We start from the raw sequence: 19,305 nt of genomic DNA, 5'->3' as shown, positions 1-19,305 counted from the left end.
CCTTCCTGACGGTGATGCTTACGAGATGGCTTGGCGCAGAGCGGCGCGCGACCTGTATGCCGGTGTCAGCTGCCCGCCGAGCGAGCCGCCGAGCGCGACCACGAACCCGATGATCTGCACGAGTGTGAGTGCCTGCCCGAGGACGACCCAGCCGAGAACCGCCGCAGTGACCGGGCTGAGGACACCGAGAAGTGCGATGCCGGTGGGAGCGAGTGTGCGTGCGCCTTGGAACCACAGGCTGTACGCGAGAGCCCCGCCGATGAAGGTCAGCCAGGCGTATCCCGCGAGGCCGCCTGCTGTTGGGTCCCACGGCCCCCGATCGAAGACAGGGATGAGCGGGACAATGGCGGCCCCACCGACGATGAGCTGCCACGCGGTCGAGTTCAGCGGGTGCGTGTTCGGTGGGGTGCCCCACCGGCGGGTGAGGAGGATCCCGGACGCCATCGACACGGTACCGAGAACGGACGCGCCGAACCCGAGCAGGTCGAAGGACGCTCCCCCGGTCACGGACACCAGCGATACTCCGATGAGGGCGACGATGCCCCACAGCAGGTGCGCCAGCGACGGTCTCCCCCATCGAAGCATCAGCGTCAACGCGATGATGATGAGGGGCTGCAGTGCGCCGACGACTGACGCGAGTCCGCCGGGAAGTCGGTACGCGGCGATGAACAGCAGCGGGAAGAAGCAGCCGATGTTCAACATTCCGAGCACCGCGGTCCGGAGACGCCATCCCCGAGGAGGGATCCCGGGCCGCATTGCCAGCAGCAGCAGACCCGCCGGCAGGGCGCGGAGGACACTGGCGGTCATCGGGTGGGCGGCGGGCAGCAGCTGGGTGGTCACGACGTAGGTTGTCCCCCAGACGATGGGGGCCACTGCGGCTGCTGCGGTGATACCAGCGACGCCGACGGCCGGCATGTTCGCGGGCGCGGTCATCGGTACGTTCCGTAGTACCTGTCCCCGAAATCACCGATGCCGGGGTGCATGAACGCCTGTTCGGTGAGTCCCTCGTCGATGAAGCTCGTGACGACGCGGATCTCCGGGTACTCATCGAAGAGCTTCTCGAGCGCTTCGGGGCAGGTGAGGAAGTTGACGAGGACGATGTCCGCTGGTCGAACGCCAGCGCCGGCGAGGATGCTGACTGCCATTTTCACTGTGCCCGCGGTCGCCATCATCGGGTCGAGGAGGAGCACCTCTTTGCCGGCGAGGCCGTCGGGCAGCTTGCTCCAGTGGAAGACAGGGACCTTCCGGACGGGGTCCCGCTGGATGAGGATCTTCCCCAGCCGTGCATCCTGGACAATCGCCCGCAGCTCCGCTTCGAGGGCGTCGCCTGCGCGTGGCACGGACACGGCGAACGTTTCCTGCTGAACGCGGCGGCGTCCGGGGAACGTAGCGCCGATGGGAGTAGTCGGGGTGCTGTCCTTGTGTTGCAGCCTGCCGAGTGCGTCCTCGAGGAGGAGCCGCATGATGCGTTGCGTTGCGAGGACGAACTCCAGTTGGGTGGCGTCGGCGCTCCGCGCTGCCGCGTGCAGGGCCAAGAGGGCGTCAGTGCGGGCGAGTTCGTGGACCTGACGGACAGCTTCCGTCGGCCGGTCGAGCGTTTCGGTGCTGTGGTTGCTCACGAGTGGACCGCATCCTTCGCAGTGGAGTCGATGGCGAGCGCGGATGCGACCGCCGGGAAGTTGTTCGCGATGAAGGTGGGCTGCAGGGCTGCCATCGCTGCTGCGCTGGTCGCCCCGTAGGTCACCCCGATGGACCGCATGGGGACCGCGTCGGCCATGTGGATGTCGTCCGCGCTGTCCCCCACCATCACTGCTGATGCCGGCGCCGCGGCGAGCAGCTGCAAGGCGTGGTGGCCAGCGTCGGCTGCGGGTTTCGGGGTTCCGACGTCGTCAGCGCCGACGATCACGTCGAAGAACGGCAGGAGGCCGGCCGAGCCGAGGATCAGTTCCGCGGCATGGTGGTTCTTGCTGGTGACGATGGCGAGCTGCTTCCCGTCCGCTGCGAGGGCGGCGACGCCGGCGGCAACGTCGGGGAACAGCAGATTCTTCGCGTTCGGGACGATGTCCCTCCGGTAGTGGTCCTGGTACGCGGCGGTGACAGCGGTCGTCACCGGGTCGTCTTCGTCCCGGTTGACGAGCTCCCCGCACAACACCGGCAACGGTCTGCCGATGAGCGGGATGATGCTCGCCAGGTTCAGTTCCTCACCGGTCGTGTCGGCGACCGCCGCGCGAAGCGCGACCGCGATGGCAGGAGGGGTGTTGATGAGGGTGCCGTCCAGGTCGAACAGAACCGCTTCGACGCCGTTCACGACCGCGTCTCCCGCGTTGCTTCGGCGTATGCGACCGCGGTCTCCGCGCCGATCACGGTGGTGCTGATGAGGACGGCCGCGTTCGCTGCGCTCGCCCGCCCCTGTGTCGCCTCGTTCACCGCGTCGAGGAGGTACCGGGTGACGCGTTGCCCGCTGATGTGTCCCGATGCCACTCGGAGGAGCGCATCGTCGATGGCTGCGTCGACCTCGGCGGATGGGAGTGCGTGCGCTTCGGGGATTGGGTGGGTGACGAGGACAGCTCCGCTGTCCCGCATCGACCAGTGGCTGAGCGCTGTTCGCACGATCTCTGACATGTCGTCGGCTCGATGCGGCACCGGCAGTCCGCTGGAAACGCAGTAGAACGCTGGGAAGTCATCTGACCGGTAGCCGACGACGGGGACGCCTGCTGTTTCGAGGTACTCCAACGTGGCCGGCAGGTCGAGGATCTTCTTCGCTCCGGCGGACACGACGATGACTTTGGAGCGCACGAGTTGTGGGAGGTCGGCGGAGATGTCGAAGCTCTCGCTCGCGCCGCGATGCACGCCGCCGAGCCCGGCAGATGAGACGACGGCGATGCCGGCGAGATCCGCGATGGCCATGGTCGCAGCTATTGTCGTCACTCCGGTGCCGCCGTTAGCCAGGCACGCGCCGACGTCTCGGGTGGAGAGTTTCGGCAGTGTCGGTGACGACGCGATCCGTTCGAGTTCCTCCTCGGTGAGGCCGACGTGGAGGACACCGTCGAGAACCGCAGTAGTCGCTGGGACGGCGCCGGCGTTCCGCGCGGTTTCCTCCACCTGCAGCGCGGTGTCGAGGTTCCTCGGGTACGGCAGCCCCTGGGCGACGACGTTCGATTCGAGCGCCAGCACGGCAGCGCCCTCAGTGAGTGCGTCGGCGACCTGGTCGCCGAGTAGCAGCTCTATCGCGCCTCGCGTGATGCCTCTCGCGTGGTTGCTCATCCCGCCAGTCCCCCCAAATATCGCTTAACGTCATACTGTTGAACGTTAACAAGTGTAGGGGGCGTAGGGTCGATGTCAAACAGTTCAACGTGAAGGAGTGTGGATGACCGACGCCGTCGACCGCGTGCTCGCACAGTGGGCGAAGGAACGTCCGGAACTCGATGTGAGCCCGATGGCTTTGATCGGACGCATAAGCCGCGCGGAAGCGATCCTTGACAGGCGCATCGCCGCGGTCCTCGCCGAACACGAACTCCTGCCGGGTGAGTTCGACCTTCTCGCAGCGCTCCGTCGCGCCGGCGCACCGCACCGGCTGACCGTCGGAGAGATGCTCGCCAGCACGATGGTCACCTCCGGCGCCATCACGAACCGCCTCAACCGGCTGGTCGCGAAAGGGTTCGTCACCCGAGAGACCGACCCCGAGAACCGCCGCAGCGTCATCGTGACCCTCACAGCACAAGGGCTGGCAACCGTCAATGTTGCGCTCGTCAGGCACGTTGAGAACGAGCGGACTCTCCTCGCAGCGCTCAATGACGACGAGCAGTCGCAGATGATTGGCCTCCTCAGAAAGTTCCTCGAGGGCCTCGGCGACGGCGGCGACCGCCAGCCGGGCTGAGCTCGCGCGGCGCTGCCGATTCGAACGCCTGCGCGGGATGGCCTAGCCCGGTCGGTCGACGGTGCGCTCGGGGTGAGTAGAGCAGTTCGTCGGGGTCGTTGACGGTGCCGGCGGAGCCCATCACGCCGTCGATGAGCTGGACGGGGACGAGGATGGCGGGGCGTTGTCGTATCGACCGGTGAGTTGGTTGTTGGTGGCTGCGAGTTGCGGGTTTCCGCACCGCTAGTTCCAGAGCGGTACAGCAGGAGTACCGTCTGCGACGTCGTCCCGGGGTGGGACTGACGCGGGGACCAGAACGGACGGCACATGCAGCGCTTCACACGCGCGGCAGCGATGACAGCTGCCACGTTCCTCACCGCCAGCGCGCTCGGATTCACCGGGCTCGAAGCAGCATCCGCCGCAACGCCGACACCGACCGGCGGCGTGCTGCAGATACTCTCCCCGCTCTACTCCGAGCGTGGCCTGCCACAGTTCGCCGACGGAGCGAACGTGCAGCGGTACATCGCAGACACCACACGCGGCATCGACGCCCGAATGACGGTATCGAGCACCAGCAGTGCGACGTTCACCCTGACCCCGCCGGACGGGAAGCCGTTGACGACCGGCACCTACCGCCTCGTCGGGACGCAGGCCTACGGGGCGAAGGTGCCGACGTTGCAGCTCAACGGTGAGTACATCTACGGCGACTTCCACATCCTTGACCTCGCATCCGACCCCACCAACGGCGTCATCACCCGCTTCGACGCGGTCGTGCCCGGCATCGGAGAGTTCCGGTTCGGGGAGGACGCCTCCGGCTCCGTCGTTCTCGGCTCTCGGAACATCGTGTTCGCGAAGACGTTCATCGGACTGCCGAAGACCATGCAGGTGGAGACGCTCCACAACACCGGGACGGCCGCGGTCGCCCTCGGAGCTCCATCGGTCGCTGGTGTGAACGCGACGTCGTTCTCCGTCAGCAACAGCACCTGCAAGGCGACCCTCGCCGCCGGCGCCACCTGTACGTTCAACGTCGGCTTCGCACCGAAGACTGCCGGGCCCGTGTCCGCAGCCCTGAACATGAAGGTCGGCACGGCAACCAAGACGATTCCGCTCGCCGGGTCCGCGTACCTCGGCACGACCGGCATCACCTCATCCGGGAAAGACATCGTCGACAAGGGCGTCACGACGAAGGTGTCCAGCGCGAACACGGCGATGACCGTCGGATCAGGTGCCGGAGGTTGGACGTTCAACGCCGACAACCTCGACGGCAGCGGAAGCGTCCTCAGAGTGTTCGTCGAGGGGCCCGGCGATGGTGCCATCCCCGTCGGTACGCGGAAGACCTACATCAGCGGGCAGGGGAACGGGTATTCCCTGCTCACAACAGTGCGCTCCTCGGGCTGTGACACCACCGGCACAGAGACCGTGAAGCAGTTCACCCTCGACCCGGCCACCGGCCTCCCCGACACCGTGGACTTGTCGTTCACCCAGTACTGCATCGACAAGAACGCGCAGACCGGCACGCTGCAGTGGCAAGCCCGCGCCGACCTGACCGCACCGGCAGCGCCGACCGCCGTCACCGTGTCGGCGACCTCCCCGCGGAAGGTCACCTGGAAGGCGTCCACCTCGAAGGACGCACAGTCCGTCGTCGCACGGCTCGTGCAAGGCACCGGCGCCGGCGCAACACCGCAGAGCGGAACACCGCTCATCGTGTCCGGCACCTCGGCGACGGTGCCAGCCGTTCCGTCCGGTCAGCAGTACACGGTGGCGCTTTTCGCGGTGGACGCCACCGGAAACGTGAGCAAGCCGGCAGCCGCTCGGTTCGGCACTCCCCCGGTGACCGTGACAGCTCCCGGGCGACCGACCATCACCAGCACGACCAGCGGCACCGGGTCTGTGACGGTCTCGTTCACCGCGCCGGCGAACGATGGCGGGCTGCCCATCACCAGCTACGTCCTGTCCACCCTGTACGGCTCCCGCCAGGTCACTGGACCGTCGAGTCCGCTCACCCTCACGGGCCTACCCGCCGGGAACAACATGGTTCGCGTCATCCCGGTCAACGCGGCCGGGCAGGGGCAAGTGTCCTACGCCGTCACCGTCACCGTCAGCTGACCGCGGGGTACTCGAACACCCCGCCCACTTCGCGTGTTCGGGGTGTTCGAGTAGTGCAGGTGGCTCACGCGGCTCTGCTGTCGCAGTTCTACCGGAACGTGAACTTCCCGGAGGCCGGTCTCGCTGATCCAGGAGTTGCGACTTCCCGGGCGCTTCTTCAGTTGGACGTTCCTGCCTGCGCCCCGAGCGGTTTCCTTGACCTGGTAGCGGGACTGTGAGGGTTCGCGTCGCCACATCTGCCCGACCTCTGTGGGCCGCTTCTCCACCGTGGTTCCTATGCGCGGACGGCGTTACGAAGTCGCCGCGGCTCCGAATAGGGGACGGCTTCGTTGCGCCACATCGCGCCGAGGTGGAGGGTCTCATCCCAGGAGGGTTCCCCCGCTTTGGTGTGTTCCCGGACGGCCTGGGAGGCGGCGACCTTCACCTCGACGCCGCGGGTCGGCTGGTAGGGGGTGCGCAGCTCGACAGCCTCGGCGGCGGGCGTGTTCGCGGTGACAGCGTACTGCCGCCGTTGCAGGGGACGCCGTCGTCCTTGTCGCGGGTGGGGTTGCTCAAGGCTGTCGTGCGCGCGGCGGCCGGCCCTCGAACCAGGCGATGGCGAGCAGTGTTGCGCCGACGAGGGCGAACGGTGCTCCGCCGAACACCATGAATGCTGCGCCGAACGGGAAGCTGCCACCCACGGCGGCGGAGATGGTGAGGATGAGGTAGCCGGAGCCGGAGAGGGCACCGCCGAACGCAGCGAAGATGCCGCCGACGAGGGCGAGTGTCCGGTTGGTGGTCAAAGGATCTCTTCCGTCACAGGCGTCGATGCAGATGCTGGGGTGTCTTCCGTCCGGAGGCCGACGTGTTTCGCGGACGCGTGGACGATGACGGCCACCCAACCGATGACGGAGAGCAGCATCGTGATGCCGGTCCACGGGATGTCAGCCTGCCATGCCGGGCGGATGCTCGTCATCCCCGTGTCCGTGAACGCTTGCAGCGCCGGCGCGGCGACCAGCGGCACGGTCAGCGCGACAACGGTGGTGGCGAGGATGAACCCAGAATGCGTCAGCAGCGACCAAAGAACCGCACAGAGCCCGAACCTCGCCGACAAGTCGGCACGCCCGACCGCAGACACGACCGTCGAGGCGATCGCAGAACTCGAGAAGGATGCGGCCCGGGCGGAGGACCAGCAAGAGTCCGATTCGACGGGCTAGCAGAACGTGCCAGATCCGTGCCAAGCGTCCTGTGTCAACTCCGGGACGTGGCCGCAGAAACACGAAAACCCCCGGATTTCCGGGGGTTTTCGTTTCGTGGTGGGCGATACTGGGATCGAACCAGTGACCTCTTCCGTGTCAGGGAAGCGCGCTACCGCTGCGCCAATCGCCCAGAGCGTCCCTGCCCGGACCGAAGTCCTTGCAGAGTCTTGAGGTGGGGACGGGATTCGAACCCGCGTGGACGGCTTTGCAGGCCGCTGCCTAGCCTCTCGGCCACCCCACCATCGAGGATCACGTCTCCGTGAGTACCCGAACGGTGGGATACCCTCTGGTGAGTCGTGGAGCTCCGAGGAGACCCACACTCGAGCGGATGACGAGATTCGAACTCGCGACCCTCACCTTGGCAAGGTGATGCGCTACCACTGCGCCACATCCGCAAGACATGATCGAGACCATGTCCGTTCGTCGCCCCGCTCTCGCGGCGACGTCGTAAACTCTATACGAACCGCTGCCGTTCCACCAAAACCGATCCCGTTCACCGGGCGTGTCCCCCGTGTTCATGCGGATCGGGCCACATCGTGCGGGTCGCGAACCCGGCGTTCCGTGCGAGGTTGCGTTCCCGGTGCAAGGGCGAACGGGTCGCACCGACACCGGAACCTCGCACCGAACCCCCGAATGCCGAACGCCGGGCGCCCACGCCCGAGCCCGCCGGCGCGCGCCACACCCGGGCGCACCGCCGTGTTCAGCACAGCGCCCCACATCCGCTAGTATCGACTGGCACCCACAGTGCAGGGGGCGATTGGCGCAGTTGGTAGCGCGCTTCGTTCACACCGAAGAGGTCATCAGTTCGAGTCTGGTATCGCCCACGTGCCCATTCAGGGCCTGAAGAACAAACAGAGCCCCATACAGGGCCTGAAGAACAACCAGAAGAGCCCGACGCAGCAGCGTCGGGCTCTTCTCATCTCACGATCAGACACCGACCCGACCGGACGAAGGGGCCCATGACCGACGTCGACCTCGAGTTCGCCCGGGTCCGAGCGGTCCTCGACCGTCCGACCCTGCGGCTGATGTCCCGCCCGACGAGCGCCACGGTCCTCGCGGTGTTCCGCACGGTGTTCGACCGCGACGTCCAGTACGTCCCCGCGGACCGCATGCACCTGCAGGTCGAGGAGCACGTCGCGCGTCTGCAGGCGACGGGCGCCCGTGTCCCCGCGAGCGAGCACGTCGACACCGCAGCGACCGACGGTGCGACCGATCCGACGACCCGCCCCAACGGCCGCGCCCTCAGCCGTGAGTGGGTCGCCGCGCAGTGGCTCGTCCGCTCCAACTCCCCCGACGGCGACGAGCAGTACTCCCTGACGAGCCACGCCCTCGAGGCCCTGAGCCTCGTCGACGCCCTGTCCTCCGACCGTGCGCTCATCAGCGAGAGCCGCCTCGCGATGATCGTCGACGCGGTGCACCAGTGGGCCGCCCGCGCCGAACCCGACCCGGACGTGCAGGTCCGTCGCATCGACGCGCAGATCGCCGAGCTGCAGGCGGAGCGGGAACGGCTCGAGCGCGGTGACGTCGCCACGGTCGACGACGCCCGGATGCGCGACGGCTACACGAACATCTCCGACCTGATCCGCCAGCTGCCGAGCGACTTCAAGCGCGTCGAGGAAGCGGTGGCGACGATGCACCGCTCGATCGTCGAGGACTTCCGGCAAGAGGTCCGACCGATCGGCGAGATCCTCGATGACTACCTCGCCCGCACGGACACCCTCATGGAGGCGACGCCCGAGGGTCGCGCGTTCGAGGGGGCGTTCGAGCTCCTCCGCGACGACGCGCTCCTGCTGCGCCTCCGCGAGGACATCGCGACGATCCTCGCGCACCCCTTCGCCGACTCCCTCGGAGCGGCGGAGCGTCGGGCGTTCCGGAACACGGTGGGCATCCTCCGCCAGGGCATCGAGGACGTCCTCGCCCAGCGCCGGCAGCTCACCGCGACGCTCCGCGACCAGATCGTCGCGCACGACGTCGTCCGCGACCGTGAGCTCGACGCGGTGCTCCGCTCGGTCAACCGCGGCCTGGCACGGTGGATGGACCAGGGGTCCGCACGCGACCGGGTGCCGATCGGGCTGCTCCCCGCGACGGCCGAGGTGGGGACGCTCCGCGAGCGCTTCTACGACCCGGACGCCGAGTCGGTCCCGCCGCCCATCGAGGCGCCGGACGACGACGTCTTCGAGGACCTCGACGTCGAGATGCTCCGCCGACACGGCGGTCCGCTCCTCACCGAGCTCCGCGCGGCGCTCCGGTTCGCAGAGGCGGACACGAGCGTGGACGCGTTCCACGGTCTGCCACCCGAGCAGCGCCGGCCCGTCGAGCTCTTCGGGCTGGCGCACCTGCTGACCGGGCACGAGGACTTCGAGTCCGCCGCGCACGTCGCCCTGCACCGCACGGTGCGGCCGGACGGCAGCCCGGTCGCCTTCACCATGCCGACGGCCGCGCTCGACGACGACCGAGCAGGCCAGAACAAGCAGAACAACCAGAACCACCAGAACGGACAGGAGGCACGGTGAGCGACACGACGCCGGCACCGGTGGACGAGACCGTCCCCTTCGACGACCCCACGAGCGTCCTGCAGGACGACGAACGCGACGAACGCGACGAGACGAGCTTCGCCCTCTTCGAGGGCGACGAGGGCCGCCTCGACGACCGCCAGCGCCGCGCGCTCGTCGCGCTGCTCCGCAACTCGTACGTGAGCGCCCGCACGCACGCCGACGAGTGGCGCGCCGTGCTCGACGCCGAGCACCAGTTGCGCTCGCGCCTCAACGACCTGTTCCTCGAGCTGCACGTCGACCGCGACCGCGAGGTCGCCTGGAAGCGCCAGGCCCGCTCGGAGAGCCAGCGTCAGGCGTTCCCGACCCTGCTCCGCGACCTGCCGTACACCCGCGAGGAGACGATCGTCCTCGTCTACCTGCGGATGCGTTTGCGTGCCGACACCCGTCCGGGTCCGGACCAGGTCGTCGTCGACCGCTCCGAGATCCTCGGGCACGTCGCCGGCTTCCGTCCCGCGACCGCGACCGACCGCACCCGTGACGAGGGGCGCGTCGCGAAGGCCGTCGAGCGGCTCGTGACGGCGCGCATCCTCCTCCGGACCACCGACCCGGACCGCTTTCGGGTGGCGAGCGTGGTCGAGGTGCTGCTCCCGCTGGAGCGACTGCTCGAACTCGACCGGTGGGTGCAGTCCACCGAGGCGAGCACCGTCCCCGGGAACCCGGCGGAGTCCGAGAACCCGGCGGGTTCCGATAACCCGGCGGGGTCCGAGGACGCGACCACCCCTGATGGTGCGCCGACCGACGGGGGCGAGCCGCGCCTCCAGGCCGACGAACTCGACGAAGAAGGCGAGACCGGAGCATGACGGACACCGCGACGGATGCCTTCGGCCAGAGCGCGTACGGGATCCCGGCGCTGTTCGACACGGTCGCGCAGTGGCGCGCCGAATCGATGCAGGTCGTCAACTGGGGCGGCTTCCACGGCCACCGCCAGGTCGAGCTGTCCGGCACCGCGACGCTCATCTCCGGCGCGTCCGGAACGGGCAAGTCGACGCTGATGGACGCCTACCTGGCCGTGATGATGCCGTCCGACGTGCCGTTCAACGGCGCCTCGAACGACGCCACGACCGGGCGCGCCCGCAGTGCCGACCAGCGCAACCTGCTGACGTACCTGCGCGGCAAGGTGGACACCCGCCGTGACCCGGAGACCGGCAGTCTCCGCGACGTGAACCTGCGCGGCGACGACCAGACGACGTGGGGCGCCGCCGCGGTGACGTTCCGGAACGACGACGAGCGTCGCTTCACGGTGCTCCGCGCGTACATCGTGCCGAAGCGTGCACGTGGCGTCGGCGACATCCAGATGACCATGGCCACGGTCGACGACACCTTCGACCTGCGACGGCTCGAGGAGTTCGTGCCGAGCCGCTTCCACCACCTCGAGCTGACCGGCCGCGTGCCGGGGCTCGTCATCCGCGACACCTACCAGGAGCTCGCGTACACGCTGCAGACGCGGCTCGGCATCGGCGACTCCGGCGGCGGCAACCGGGCGATGCGCCTGCTCGCCCGCATCCAGGCCGGCCAGCACCTGCCGACCGTCGACGCCCTGTACAAGTCGCTCGTGCTGGAGACCCCCGGCACGTACGAGGCCGCCGACCGTGCCCTCGCCCACTTCTCCGCCCTCGACGAGGCGTACGAGGCGATGGACACCGAGGAGCGCAAGGTCCGCATCCTCTCCCCCATCGTCGAGCTGCACGAGGAGATCTCGCGAGCGACCGCCGCAGCCCAGGCGCTGGACGGCATCGCCACCGGTGCCGAGGTGTCGCCGTTCGCGCACTGGACCGCGTCGCGGAAGCGTGAACTGCTCGACGCCGAGGTCTCGCGCAACGCTCGCGAGCGGACGGCCGCACGGGCCGAGGTCGCTGCGGCCGAGGCTCGGCACGCCGCCGTCGAGATCGAACTACGGGACGCCGAGGCCCGGCTCCGCGACCAGGGCGGCAACGCGCTCGCCCAGCTCGAGGACCGCATCGAACGGCTGACCCGGGAGCGCGACGCGGTCGTCCGCACCCGGACCGTCTTCGAGGAGCGCACCGCGGTCCTCGGGTCGCCCGTCTCCTCGGAGCAGTCGTTCACCGCGATCCAACGCGCCGCGCACGAGTTCCTCGGGACCTACGCCGCTTCGCGTTCGGACCTGGACGACCGACGCGACGCCCTGACGCGCGAGGAGTACCCGCTCCTCGACCGCGAACGCTCCCTCCGCCAGGAACGGCAGTCGCTCGAACACCGGCAGGGCGCCATGCCGCTGCCGATGCACGAGGCCCGCGTCCAGATGGCCCGCGCCGCCGGCATCGATCCCGCCGACCTGCCGTTCGCCGCCGAGCTCCTCGACGTGCTGCCCGGCGAGGAGCGCTGGCGCACCGCGATCGAGTCCGTCCTCGCGCCCGTCGCCCGCACGCTCCTGGTCGACCAGGACAAGCTGACGTCGTTCAGCGCGGCGATCGACGCGCTCCGGCTGCCGGTCCGCGTCCAGTTCGAAGGCGTGCCGACCGGTCCGCACCTCGACCTCGAGGGCGACCCCTCGATGGTCTCCGGCAAGCTCGCGATCAAGGCGTCCCCGTTCAGCACCTGGGTGCGGGAGCGCATCGAGTCCGACCGCACCGACGCCCGGTGCGTGTCGTCCGCGTCCGAGCTCGGTGGCGGCGGCCGTCGGGTCACCGAGTCCGGGCAGCTCCGCGACGGCCGTCGTGGTGCCCACGGTGACCGTCGGCAGGCGAACGTCATCGGCTTCACGAACGAGGCCCGCGTGGCGTCGGTCGAGCAGGAGCTGGCGTCGATCGCCGAGGACCTCGCCACGCTCGAGGCACGGCGCACCGACGTCGCACAGGACCTCACCGCGCTCGACACGCTGCGTGCCGCGCACCAGCACGTGGTCGACGTCACCTGGCAGGCGATCGACGTGCTCGGGGTGGAGGACTCGCTCGCCCGGCTCGACGAACAGCGGCACGCGCTCCTCGCCGCCGACGACGGCCTCCGCACGCTGCGCGAGTCCGTCGCACGGCTGCGGAAGGCGCTCGACGAGGCCGCCGACCGTCGCTCCGCCGCGCGGCTGTCCGTCACCCGGCTCGAGGAGCGCCACGCGGTGCTCGTCGACGGCCAGGACGCCGCGGCCGAGATCCTGTCGCGCTTCGACGACACCCCGGCATCGCTGCCGGACGCTGCGCAGGAGCAGCTGCTCGCCGAGACCTTCGAGGAGGTCGGCGCCCCGGACGGCATCGACGGCTTCGACGACGCCGCGCGACGGCTCCGACGACGGCTCGAGGAGCGGCTCTCGCAGGCGCTCGACGGTGCCGCGTCCGCGTCGACCGCGCTGACTCTGACCTTCCAGCGGTACCAGGACGCCTGGCCGGACCCGAACCTCGGCACCGGCGTCGCCTCGTACCCGGATTACTTTCGCGTCCTCGACCAGATCGTGGCGACCGGCCTGCACGCCCGCCGCACCGAATGGCGCCGACGGCTGTCGCAGTGGAGCGGCGAGGACCTCGTCCCCCTCGCCGGGGCGTTCGACCGCGCCGTCGTCGAGATCGAGGAGCGACTCGAACCCGTCAACGAGATCCTCCGCGAACTGCCATTCGGCGCGAACCGCGACCGGCTGAAGATCCAGATCCGCCGGGTCACCCGCGAGGACGTCACCCAGTTCCGTCGGGAGCTCCGCGCCCTGTCCGCCTCGACCTCGACCGAGCTGACCGACGACGTGCTCGAGACCCGGTTCCGCCGGCTCCGTCGCTTCATGGCCGTCATCCGCCCGGACACCGACTCGCCGCGCGGCCGGACCACGCAGCGCGACGCCGTGCTCGACGTCCGCCGGCACATGGAGATCACCGCCGTCCGGTACGACACCGACGGCAACGACCTCGGCGTGTACTCGTCGCTCGGCGACAAGTCCGGCGGTGAGACGCAGGAGCTCGTCGCGTTCATCGTCGGTGCCGCGCTCCGCTACCAGCTCGGCGACGAGACCCGGCCCCGGCCGCGGTTCGCGCCGGTGTTCCTCGACGAGGCGTTCATCAAGGCGGACTCCGAGTTCGCCGGGCGTGCGGTGACCGCGTGGCTCCGGCTCGGCTTCCAGCTCGTGGTGAGTGCGCCGCTCGACAAGGTCACCGCGCTCGAGCCGTCGATGGAGCGCCTGCTGTCGATGCGGAAGCACCCGGAGACCGGGTACTCGTCGATCACCGAGATCGCGCGCGTCGCCGACTGAGGGGGCGCGGGGCGGCGGGCGCGGGGGCCGCGGGGGCTCTTGGCGCCGAGATCGCACTTCGCGCGGTCTGGCGCCGCCGCCGGCGCCACTTTCTGCGATCTCGGCGGCGCGCACGCGGCGCGTCGTGTGATCTGGACGTGGCCGACCGACGGCCTGGAGGCACGGTGCGAGGCCGCCCCGCGCCTCCAGTCCGGTCGTGGTCAGGTCTGACCTCCGCGCCGGCCGGGCAAGCCGGTGAGATCGCACTTCGTGCGCCCGGGCGCCGCCCTCGGCGTCACGAAGTGCGATCTCGGCGGCGTGCACGCGGCGTAACTGTGGTGGCCTGCGGCCGCCCGGCAGGTGAGATCGCACTTCGTGCGGCCCGGCGCCGCCGCCGGCGCCACTTTCTGCGATCTCGGCGAAACACACGCGGCGCGTCCTGCGATCTGGACGTGACCGACCGACGGCCTGGAGGCACGGTGCCAGGCCGCCCCGCGCCTCCAGTCCGGATGTGGTCGGGTTTGACCCCCGCCGCCCGCCCGGCCAGTGAGATCGCACTTCGTGCGGCCGGGCGCCGCCCTCGGCGTCACGAAGTGCGATCTCGGCGAAACACACGCGGCACGAAGTGCGATCTCGGCGAAACGTACGCGGCGCACGCGGCGCGCACCGCGACCTCAGTGGCGGGCACGCTACGGTGAGGGCGTGTTCGGACGCCGCCGCTCCCCCAGCTCCCAGCCCGACGACCGACCGGGTCTCGGCATCGGGGCCCTCGTGCAGGTCATCGACACCGAGCGCGGCGGCGAACGCTGGGCCGGTGAACCGATCGGCGTGATCGTGGCTCCCGGCGGGAACCAGCTCGTCGGGTACCCCGGCGTCGGCGAACCGCTGTCGTGGACGGTCGCGTTCGAGGACCCCGTGTACACGAAGGACGGCCGCGGCCCCTTCGAGCGCGCGACCGTCCTGAGTCGTCAGTTGGTGCCGGTCGAACCGACGACGGCCGAGTAGCGACCGTGCAGCGGCGAACGGCGGCCTAGTACTCCTCGGAGCCGCTCTTCATCATGGCGGCGACGGCCATGCACATGCCGACACCACCGAGCACGCCGATACCGATGATGACGGCTGCGATGAGTTCGAGCATTGGTGACTCCTTGGTTGCGGGGCCGGTGTGGCTGCCCTCAGGCTACCGGATGCCGCGCATGAGCTTCAGCACCGGCTTGACGAGCGCGAGCAGGACGACACCCACGGCCACGGCGACGAGGCCGAGCACCGCGAAGTAGGGCGCCTCGTTCGCCGGGTCGTAGTACCGCGACAGCACGCCGGTCACCGCGGTGCCGAGCGACACCGACAGGAAGAACAGGGCGACCATCTGCGTCTGGAACTTCGGCGGGGCGAGCTTCGTGGCGACGGACTGGCCGACGGGAGAGAGCAGGAGCTCCGCGATGGTGAAGACGAGCAGGATCCCGACCAGGGCGAGGAGCGGTGTGCCGTTCTTGCCCGAGCCGACGAACGGCAGGAACAGCAGGAACGCGATGCCCATGATCCCGGTGCCGAAGGCGAACTTCGTCGGGGTGGACGGCTGGCGCGTCCCGAGCTTGGTCCAGATCGCGGCGAAGACACCGGACAGCACGATGATGAAGACCGGGTTGATCGACTGCACCCACGAGACCGGCATGTCCCAGCCGAACAGGGACCGGTTGAGGCGCTCGTCGGAGTAGACGGTCACGACGGTGAACTGCTGCTGGTAGAGGGACCAGAAGACGGCGCTGCCGATGAAGAGCGGGATGAACGCGAGCACCCGGGAGCGTTCCTGTGCCGTGATGCCGCTCGTCAGGATCACCACGAAGTAGCCGATGGTCGCGAGGATCACGATCGAGACCACCACGGTCGGCAGGTTGCCCACGTTGAGGAGCCCGGTCAGCACGGCGACGAGGATGACCACGAGGGCGACCACGACGAGCACGCCGATGAGGGGCAGGCGACGACGGTCGATCGGGTTCGCGACGTGGCGCACCGACTCCGGGAGCTTGCGGCGGCGGATCGCGTACTGCACGAGGCCGGCGGCCATGCCCACGGCGGCGAGGCCGAACCCGTAGTGGAAGCCGAGCGAGGTCTGCAGGAGTCCGGTGAGGAGGGGGCCGAAGAACGCGCCGAGGTTCACGCCGAGGTAGTACAGCGAGAAGCCGGCGTCGCGACGCGGGTCGTCGCGGCTGTAGAGACCGCCGACGATCGTGGTGGCGGTCGCCTTGAGCCCGCCGGAGCCGAGCGCGATGAGGACCAGGCCGACGCCGACGCCGGCGACGCCCGGGATGAGCGCGAGCGCGATGTGCCCGAGCATCACGACGACCGCGCTGCCGAACAGGGTGCGGTCGGCACCGATCAGCCGGTCGGCGATCCACGCACCGATGATCGTGAAGAGGTACACCGCGCCGCCGTACGCGCCCATGATGCCGCTGGCGATGCCCTTGTCGATCCCCAGGCCGCCCTGGGAGAGCGTGTAGTACATGTAGATGAGGACGATGCCCTGCATCCCGTAGAACGAGAACCGCTCCCAGAGTTCGACCGCGAACGGCGTGGACAGTTCGAACGGCTGCCCGAAGAAGGTGCGCTTGCGTTCCGGTGGTGCGGTGGTGCCTGACATGCCCGACAGTCTGCCCCTCGACGGAGAGCCCCGCCCAATCGCTGATGTTGCCTCATGAACGTTCGGCGGGCGCCTTTGGAGGGTTCCCACCACCTGGCGAGGCAGGAGACCCCGGCACGTTGTGCGGGCCGGACGGCGTTCGGGCGGCTCGCGGCTGACGTCAATAGCGTGGCTTCTGCAACACCGGACACCGCAGTTCAGGAAGGCTCCGACCATGGTCGACACCGCACCCGTCCCCAGCACGAACACCCCGAAGGCCGACGCCGCGGGCGACCCTGCCGCCGGCACGCCGACGGGCGGCACGGACACCGACGTCCGCATCGACGTCGACCTGCTCGGGGAACTGCTGCTCGGACGCTGGGCCGAGGACCGTCGCATCTCGCGCCGCCTCGCGCTCGACCCCGCGCTCCACAAGATCGAGGGCCAGCCCGTCCCCGAGCACCGTGCGCGCGCCCTCGACCAGCTCCGGATCCTCGTCGACGCCGGTGCGATCCAACGCCCGTACCCGGCGGAGTTCGGCGGCCAGAGCAACCACGGCGGCAACCTCGCCGCGTTCGAGGAGCTCGTCACCGCCGACCCCTCCATGCAGATCAAGGCCGGCGTGCAGTGGGGACTCTTCGGGTCCGCGGTGCACCACCTCGGCACGGAGCGGAACCACCGCGAGTTCCTGCCGGGCATCGTCTCGTTCGACGTCCCCGGCTGCTTCGCGATGACCGAGACCGGGCACGGCTCCGACGTGCAGAGCATCGCGACCACGGCGACGTACGACCCGTCCTCGCAGGAGTTCGTCGTGCACACCCCGTTCCGTGGCGCGTGGAAGGACTACATCGGCAACGCGGCCCTGCACGGCAAGGCGGCCGTCGTGTTCGCGAAGCTCGTCACCGCGGGTGTCGACCACGGCGTGCACGCCTTCTACGTGCCGCTCCGCGACGCCGAGGGCGCCTTCCTGCCCGGGGTCAGCGGCGAGGACGACGGGGTCAAGGGCGGCCTGAACGGCATCGACAACGGCCGGCTGTCCTTCGACCACGTCCGGGTCCCCCGCACGAACCTGCTCAACCGCTACGGCGACGTCGCCGAGGACGGCACGTACTCCTCGCCGATCGCGTCCCCCGGGCGACGCTTCTTCACGATGCTCGGCACCCTCGTGCAGGGCCGCGTCTCGCTCGACGGCGCGGCGGTCGTGGCGCAGAAGATCGGGCTGCAGATCGCCCTCACCTACGCCGCGCAGCGCCGCCAGTTCCCGACCGGGGACGGCACCGAGGGGGTCCTGCTCGACTACGGCCGTCACCAGCGCCGGCTCATCCCCCGGCTCGCCACCGTGTTCGCGCAGTCGTTCGCGCACGAGAAGCTCCTCCGCACCTTCGACGACGTGTTCAGCGGGCGCGAGGACACCCCGCAGCGCCGCGAGGACCTCGAGACCCAGGCCGCGGCGTTCAAGTCGATGTCGACCTGGTCGGCGCTCGACACCCTGCAGGAGGCACGCGAGGCCTGCGGAGGCGCGGGCTTCCTCGCCGAGAACCGGCTCACCGGGCTCCGCGCCGACCTCGACGTCTACGTGACGTTCGAGGGCGACAACACGGTCCTGCTCCAGCTCGTCGGCAAGCGCCTGCTCACGGACTTCCGTGCGAAGGCGCCGAAGGACCCGGCGTCGACGGCGAAGTTCGTGGCGGCGCAGGCGGCCACCCGGCTCGCCGACGCGACCGGCCTCCGACGCATCGGGCAGACCGTCGCGGACCGCGGGTCGCTCGCGGCGTCCGTGACGGACCTGCAGGACGCCCGCACCCAGCGCGACCTGCTCGCCGGCCGGGTGGACACGATGGTGACCGAGATCGGCATGCGCCTCGCCGCGGCGGGCAAGGACCGTGCACGCGGTGCACTGCTGCTCAACCGGTCACAGCACGAACTCATCGAGGCCGCCAAGGCGCACGCCGAGCTCATGCAGTGGGACGCGTTCACCGAGGCGATCGAGGAGGTCCCCGAGGGCGACACCCGACGCGTGCTCGTCTGGCTCCGCGACCTCTTCGCGCTCGGCCTGCTCGAGCAGCACCTCGACTGGTACCTCATGCACGGCCGCATCACGGCGCAGCGCGGCCGGGCGGTGTCCGCCTACATCGACCGCCTCGTCGCCCGGGTGCGGCCGGTCATCCCACAGCTGCTCGATTCGTTCGGCTACGAGCCCGGGCACGTCCGCGCGCCGATCGCCCTCGGTGCGGAGCAGGCGCGGCAGGACGAGGCGCGCGCGTGGTTCGCCGCCGAAGCAGCGGCGGGTCGGCTCCCCGAGCAGGAGAAGAAGCCCCGCCCCTGATCGACCCCAGGGGTCACACCGCACCCCCGTACGGACATCGCGCCCCTGCACACCGGGGCGCGGTGCTCCTGCGGGGGTGCGACAGCGAGACCTGGGCTCAGGCGTCCCGCGGCGGCTCGGTCCCGAGCTCTCCGAGGGTCCCGAGCTCCCCGAGCGCCTTGCGCAGCCGCGCCTCGGCATCGTCGGCGGAACCGCCGGAACCGCCGGAATCGCCAGGACCGCCAGGACCGCCAGACCCGCCGGAACCACCAGCCGACGCGGCAGCAGCCGCCTCGGCGTTCGCCGCGATGACCGCCTGCACGACCTCTTCGCGCTGGATCTTCACCCCGCGCGGGGCGTCGATGCCGATGCGGACGCCGTCCCCGCGGCTGTCGAGCACCGTGATGACGATGTCGTCACCGACGAGGATCCGCTCGCCGACCTTCCGCGTGAGTACCAGCACCCG

Annotated in this window: 15 protein-coding genes and 4 tRNA genes; 8 read left to right on the top strand and 11 right to left on the bottom strand. The window is 69.7% G+C overall.

The window, feature by feature from the left end; genetic code table 11:
* Positions 1-18 precede the first annotated feature (18 nt).
* From DEJ28_RS09000 to DEJ28_RS08985, 4 genes are read right to left on the bottom strand one after another with little or no spacing between them, the layout of a single operon-like run.
* Positions 19-933 (bottom strand): EamA family transporter, encoded by a 915-nt coding sequence (locus DEJ28_RS09000; protein WP_111117206.1) that lies wholly within the window; start codon positions 931-933, stop codon positions 19-21.
* Complete coding sequence (upp, locus tag DEJ28_RS08995) at positions 930-1,619, bottom strand: uracil phosphoribosyltransferase (RefSeq protein WP_181433853.1); 690 nt, start codon at positions 1,617-1,619, stop codon at positions 930-932. The genes DEJ28_RS09000 and upp overlap by 4 nt, the downstream gene beginning before the upstream one ends.
* A complete protein-coding gene (locus tag DEJ28_RS08990) occupies positions 1,616-2,308 on the bottom strand; it encodes an HAD family hydrolase (protein WP_181433854.1) in 693 nt (230 codons plus the stop codon). Before DEJ28_RS08990 ends, upp begins: the two co-directional genes overlap by 4 nt.
* Positions 2,305-3,264, bottom strand: coding sequence for a pseudouridine-5'-phosphate glycosidase (locus DEJ28_RS08985; protein WP_111117209.1), 960 nt, complete (start codon positions 3,262-3,264; stop codon positions 2,305-2,307). Before DEJ28_RS08985 ends, DEJ28_RS08990 begins: the two co-directional genes overlap by 4 nt.
* Before the next feature lie 103 nt (positions 3,265-3,367).
* On the opposite strand from DEJ28_RS08985, the gene DEJ28_RS08980 reads away from it, so the two are divergent.
* Together DEJ28_RS08980 and DEJ28_RS08975 are read left to right on the top strand one after the other, a co-directional pair.
* On the top strand, positions 3,368-3,877 hold the full coding sequence (locus DEJ28_RS08980) for a MarR family winged helix-turn-helix transcriptional regulator (RefSeq protein WP_111117210.1): 510 nt from the start codon (positions 3,368-3,370) through the stop codon (positions 3,875-3,877).
* A gap of 306 nt (positions 3,878-4,183) precedes the next feature.
* Positions 4,184-5,962 (top strand): choice-of-anchor D domain-containing protein, encoded by a 1,779-nt coding sequence (locus DEJ28_RS08975; protein WP_111117211.1) that lies wholly within the window; start codon positions 4,184-4,186, stop codon positions 5,960-5,962.
* Between the two features lie 551 nt (positions 5,963-6,513).
* On the opposite strand, the gene DEJ28_RS08970 is transcribed toward DEJ28_RS08975, so the two are convergent.
* From DEJ28_RS08970 to DEJ28_RS08950, 5 genes are all read right to left on the bottom strand, one after another.
* Entirely contained in the window at positions 6,514-6,744 is a 231-nt protein-coding gene (locus DEJ28_RS08970; RefSeq protein WP_111117213.1) for a hypothetical protein, read from the bottom strand.
* Positions 6,741-7,079 carry a hypothetical protein gene (locus tag DEJ28_RS08965; RefSeq protein WP_111117214.1) on the bottom strand — a complete coding sequence of 113 codons (339 nt, stop codon included), beginning with the start codon at positions 7,077-7,079 and terminating at the stop codon, positions 6,741-6,743. The genes DEJ28_RS08970 and DEJ28_RS08965 overlap by 4 nt, the downstream gene beginning before the upstream one ends.
* 176 nt (positions 7,080-7,255) lie before the next feature.
* A tRNA-Val gene (locus DEJ28_RS08960) sits at positions 7,256-7,330 on the bottom strand.
* Positions 7,331-7,370: 40 nt separating this feature from the next.
* Positions 7,371-7,441: transfer RNA gene (locus DEJ28_RS08955), tRNA-Cys, on the bottom strand.
* Between the two features lie 82 nt (positions 7,442-7,523).
* A tRNA-Gly gene (locus tag DEJ28_RS08950) sits at positions 7,524-7,595 on the bottom strand.
* 356 nt (positions 7,596-7,951) lie between these two features.
* Here DEJ28_RS08950 and DEJ28_RS08945 point away from each other — a divergent pair.
* The 5 genes from DEJ28_RS08945 to DEJ28_RS08925 all read left to right on the top strand — a co-directional run bounded on the left by DEJ28_RS08945 (position 7,952) and on the right by DEJ28_RS08925 (position 14,922).
* A tRNA-Val gene (locus DEJ28_RS08945) sits at positions 7,952-8,024 on the top strand.
* 135 nt (positions 8,025-8,159) lie between these two features.
* Positions 8,160-9,713 carry a DUF3375 family protein gene (locus DEJ28_RS08940; RefSeq protein ID WP_111117215.1) on the top strand — a complete coding sequence of 518 codons (1,554 nt, stop codon included), beginning with the start codon at positions 8,160-8,162 and terminating at the stop codon, positions 9,711-9,713.
* The gene (locus DEJ28_RS08935) at positions 9,710-10,555 is read left to right on the top strand and encodes a DUF4194 domain-containing protein (RefSeq protein ID WP_111117216.1); all 846 of its coding nucleotides are present in this window, start codon (positions 9,710-9,712) and stop codon (positions 10,553-10,555) included. The genes DEJ28_RS08940 and DEJ28_RS08935 overlap by 4 nt, the downstream gene beginning before the upstream one ends.
* The gene (locus tag DEJ28_RS08930) at positions 10,552-13,938 is read left to right on the top strand and encodes an ATP-binding protein (protein WP_111117217.1); all 3,387 of its coding nucleotides are present in this window, start codon (positions 10,552-10,554) and stop codon (positions 13,936-13,938) included. The genes DEJ28_RS08935 and DEJ28_RS08930 overlap by 4 nt, the downstream gene beginning before the upstream one ends.
* A gap of 681 nt (positions 13,939-14,619) precedes the next feature.
* Entirely contained in the window at positions 14,620-14,922 is a 303-nt protein-coding gene (locus DEJ28_RS08925; protein WP_111115477.1) for a hypothetical protein, read from the top strand.
* Between the two features lie 175 nt (positions 14,923-15,097).
* Here DEJ28_RS08925 and DEJ28_RS08920 read toward each other — a convergent pair whose 3' ends face one another.
* Entirely contained in the window at positions 15,098-16,555 is a 1,458-nt protein-coding gene (locus DEJ28_RS08920) for a peptide MFS transporter (protein ID WP_111115478.1), read from the bottom strand.
* Between the two features lie 214 nt (positions 16,556-16,769).
* Here DEJ28_RS08920 and DEJ28_RS08915 point away from each other — a divergent pair, with 214 nt between their 5' ends.
* Positions 16,770-18,860 (top strand): acyl-CoA dehydrogenase family protein, encoded by a 2,091-nt coding sequence (locus DEJ28_RS08915; protein WP_111115479.1) that lies wholly within the window; start codon positions 16,770-16,772, stop codon positions 18,858-18,860.
* A gap of 97 nt (positions 18,861-18,957) precedes the next feature.
* Here DEJ28_RS08915 and csrA read toward each other — a convergent pair whose 3' ends face one another.
* Positions 18,958-19,302, bottom strand: coding sequence for a carbon storage regulator CsrA (gene csrA / locus DEJ28_RS08910; protein WP_258368042.1), 345 nt, complete (start codon positions 19,300-19,302; stop codon positions 18,958-18,960).
* Between the last annotated feature and the right edge of the window lie 3 nt (positions 19,303-19,305).

Origin of the sequence: Curtobacterium sp. MCPF17_002, from assembly GCF_003234115.2 — a bacterium.
Lineage (GTDB): Bacteria > Actinomycetota > Actinomycetes > Actinomycetales > Microbacteriaceae > Curtobacterium.
Note: the sequence above shows the minus strand (reverse complement) of the source record. Positions and strands in the feature narration are given on the sequence as shown.

What these genes read in the sequence shown, in the direction of transcription:
- DEJ28_RS08930 (WP_111117217.1), top strand. Translation starts at nt 10,552, where the DNA reads ATGACGGACACCGCGACGGATGCCTTCGGCCAGAGCGCGTACGGGATC.
- DEJ28_RS08920 (WP_111115478.1), bottom strand. Translation starts at nt 16,555, where the DNA reads ATGTCAGGCACCACCGCACCACCGGAACGCAAGCGCACCTTCTTCGGG.
- DEJ28_RS08980 (WP_111117210.1), top strand. Translation starts at nt 3,368, where the DNA reads ATGACCGACGCCGTCGACCGCGTGCTCGCACAGTGGGCGAAGGAACGT.
- DEJ28_RS08975 (WP_111117211.1), top strand. Translation starts at nt 4,184, where the DNA reads ATGCAGCGCTTCACACGCGCGGCAGCGATGACAGCTGCCACGTTCCTC.
- DEJ28_RS08985 (WP_111117209.1), bottom strand. Translation starts at nt 3,264, where the DNA reads ATGAGCAACCACGCGAGAGGCATCACGCGAGGCGCGATAGAGCTGCTA.
- DEJ28_RS08915 (WP_111115479.1), top strand. Translation starts at nt 16,770, where the DNA reads ATGGTCGACACCGCACCCGTCCCCAGCACGAACACCCCGAAGGCCGAC.
- DEJ28_RS08940 (WP_111117215.1), top strand. Translation starts at nt 8,160, where the DNA reads ATGACCGACGTCGACCTCGAGTTCGCCCGGGTCCGAGCGGTCCTCGAC.
- DEJ28_RS09000 (WP_111117206.1), bottom strand. Translation starts at nt 933, where the DNA reads ATGACCGCGCCCGCGAACATGCCGGCCGTCGGCGTCGCTGGTATCACC.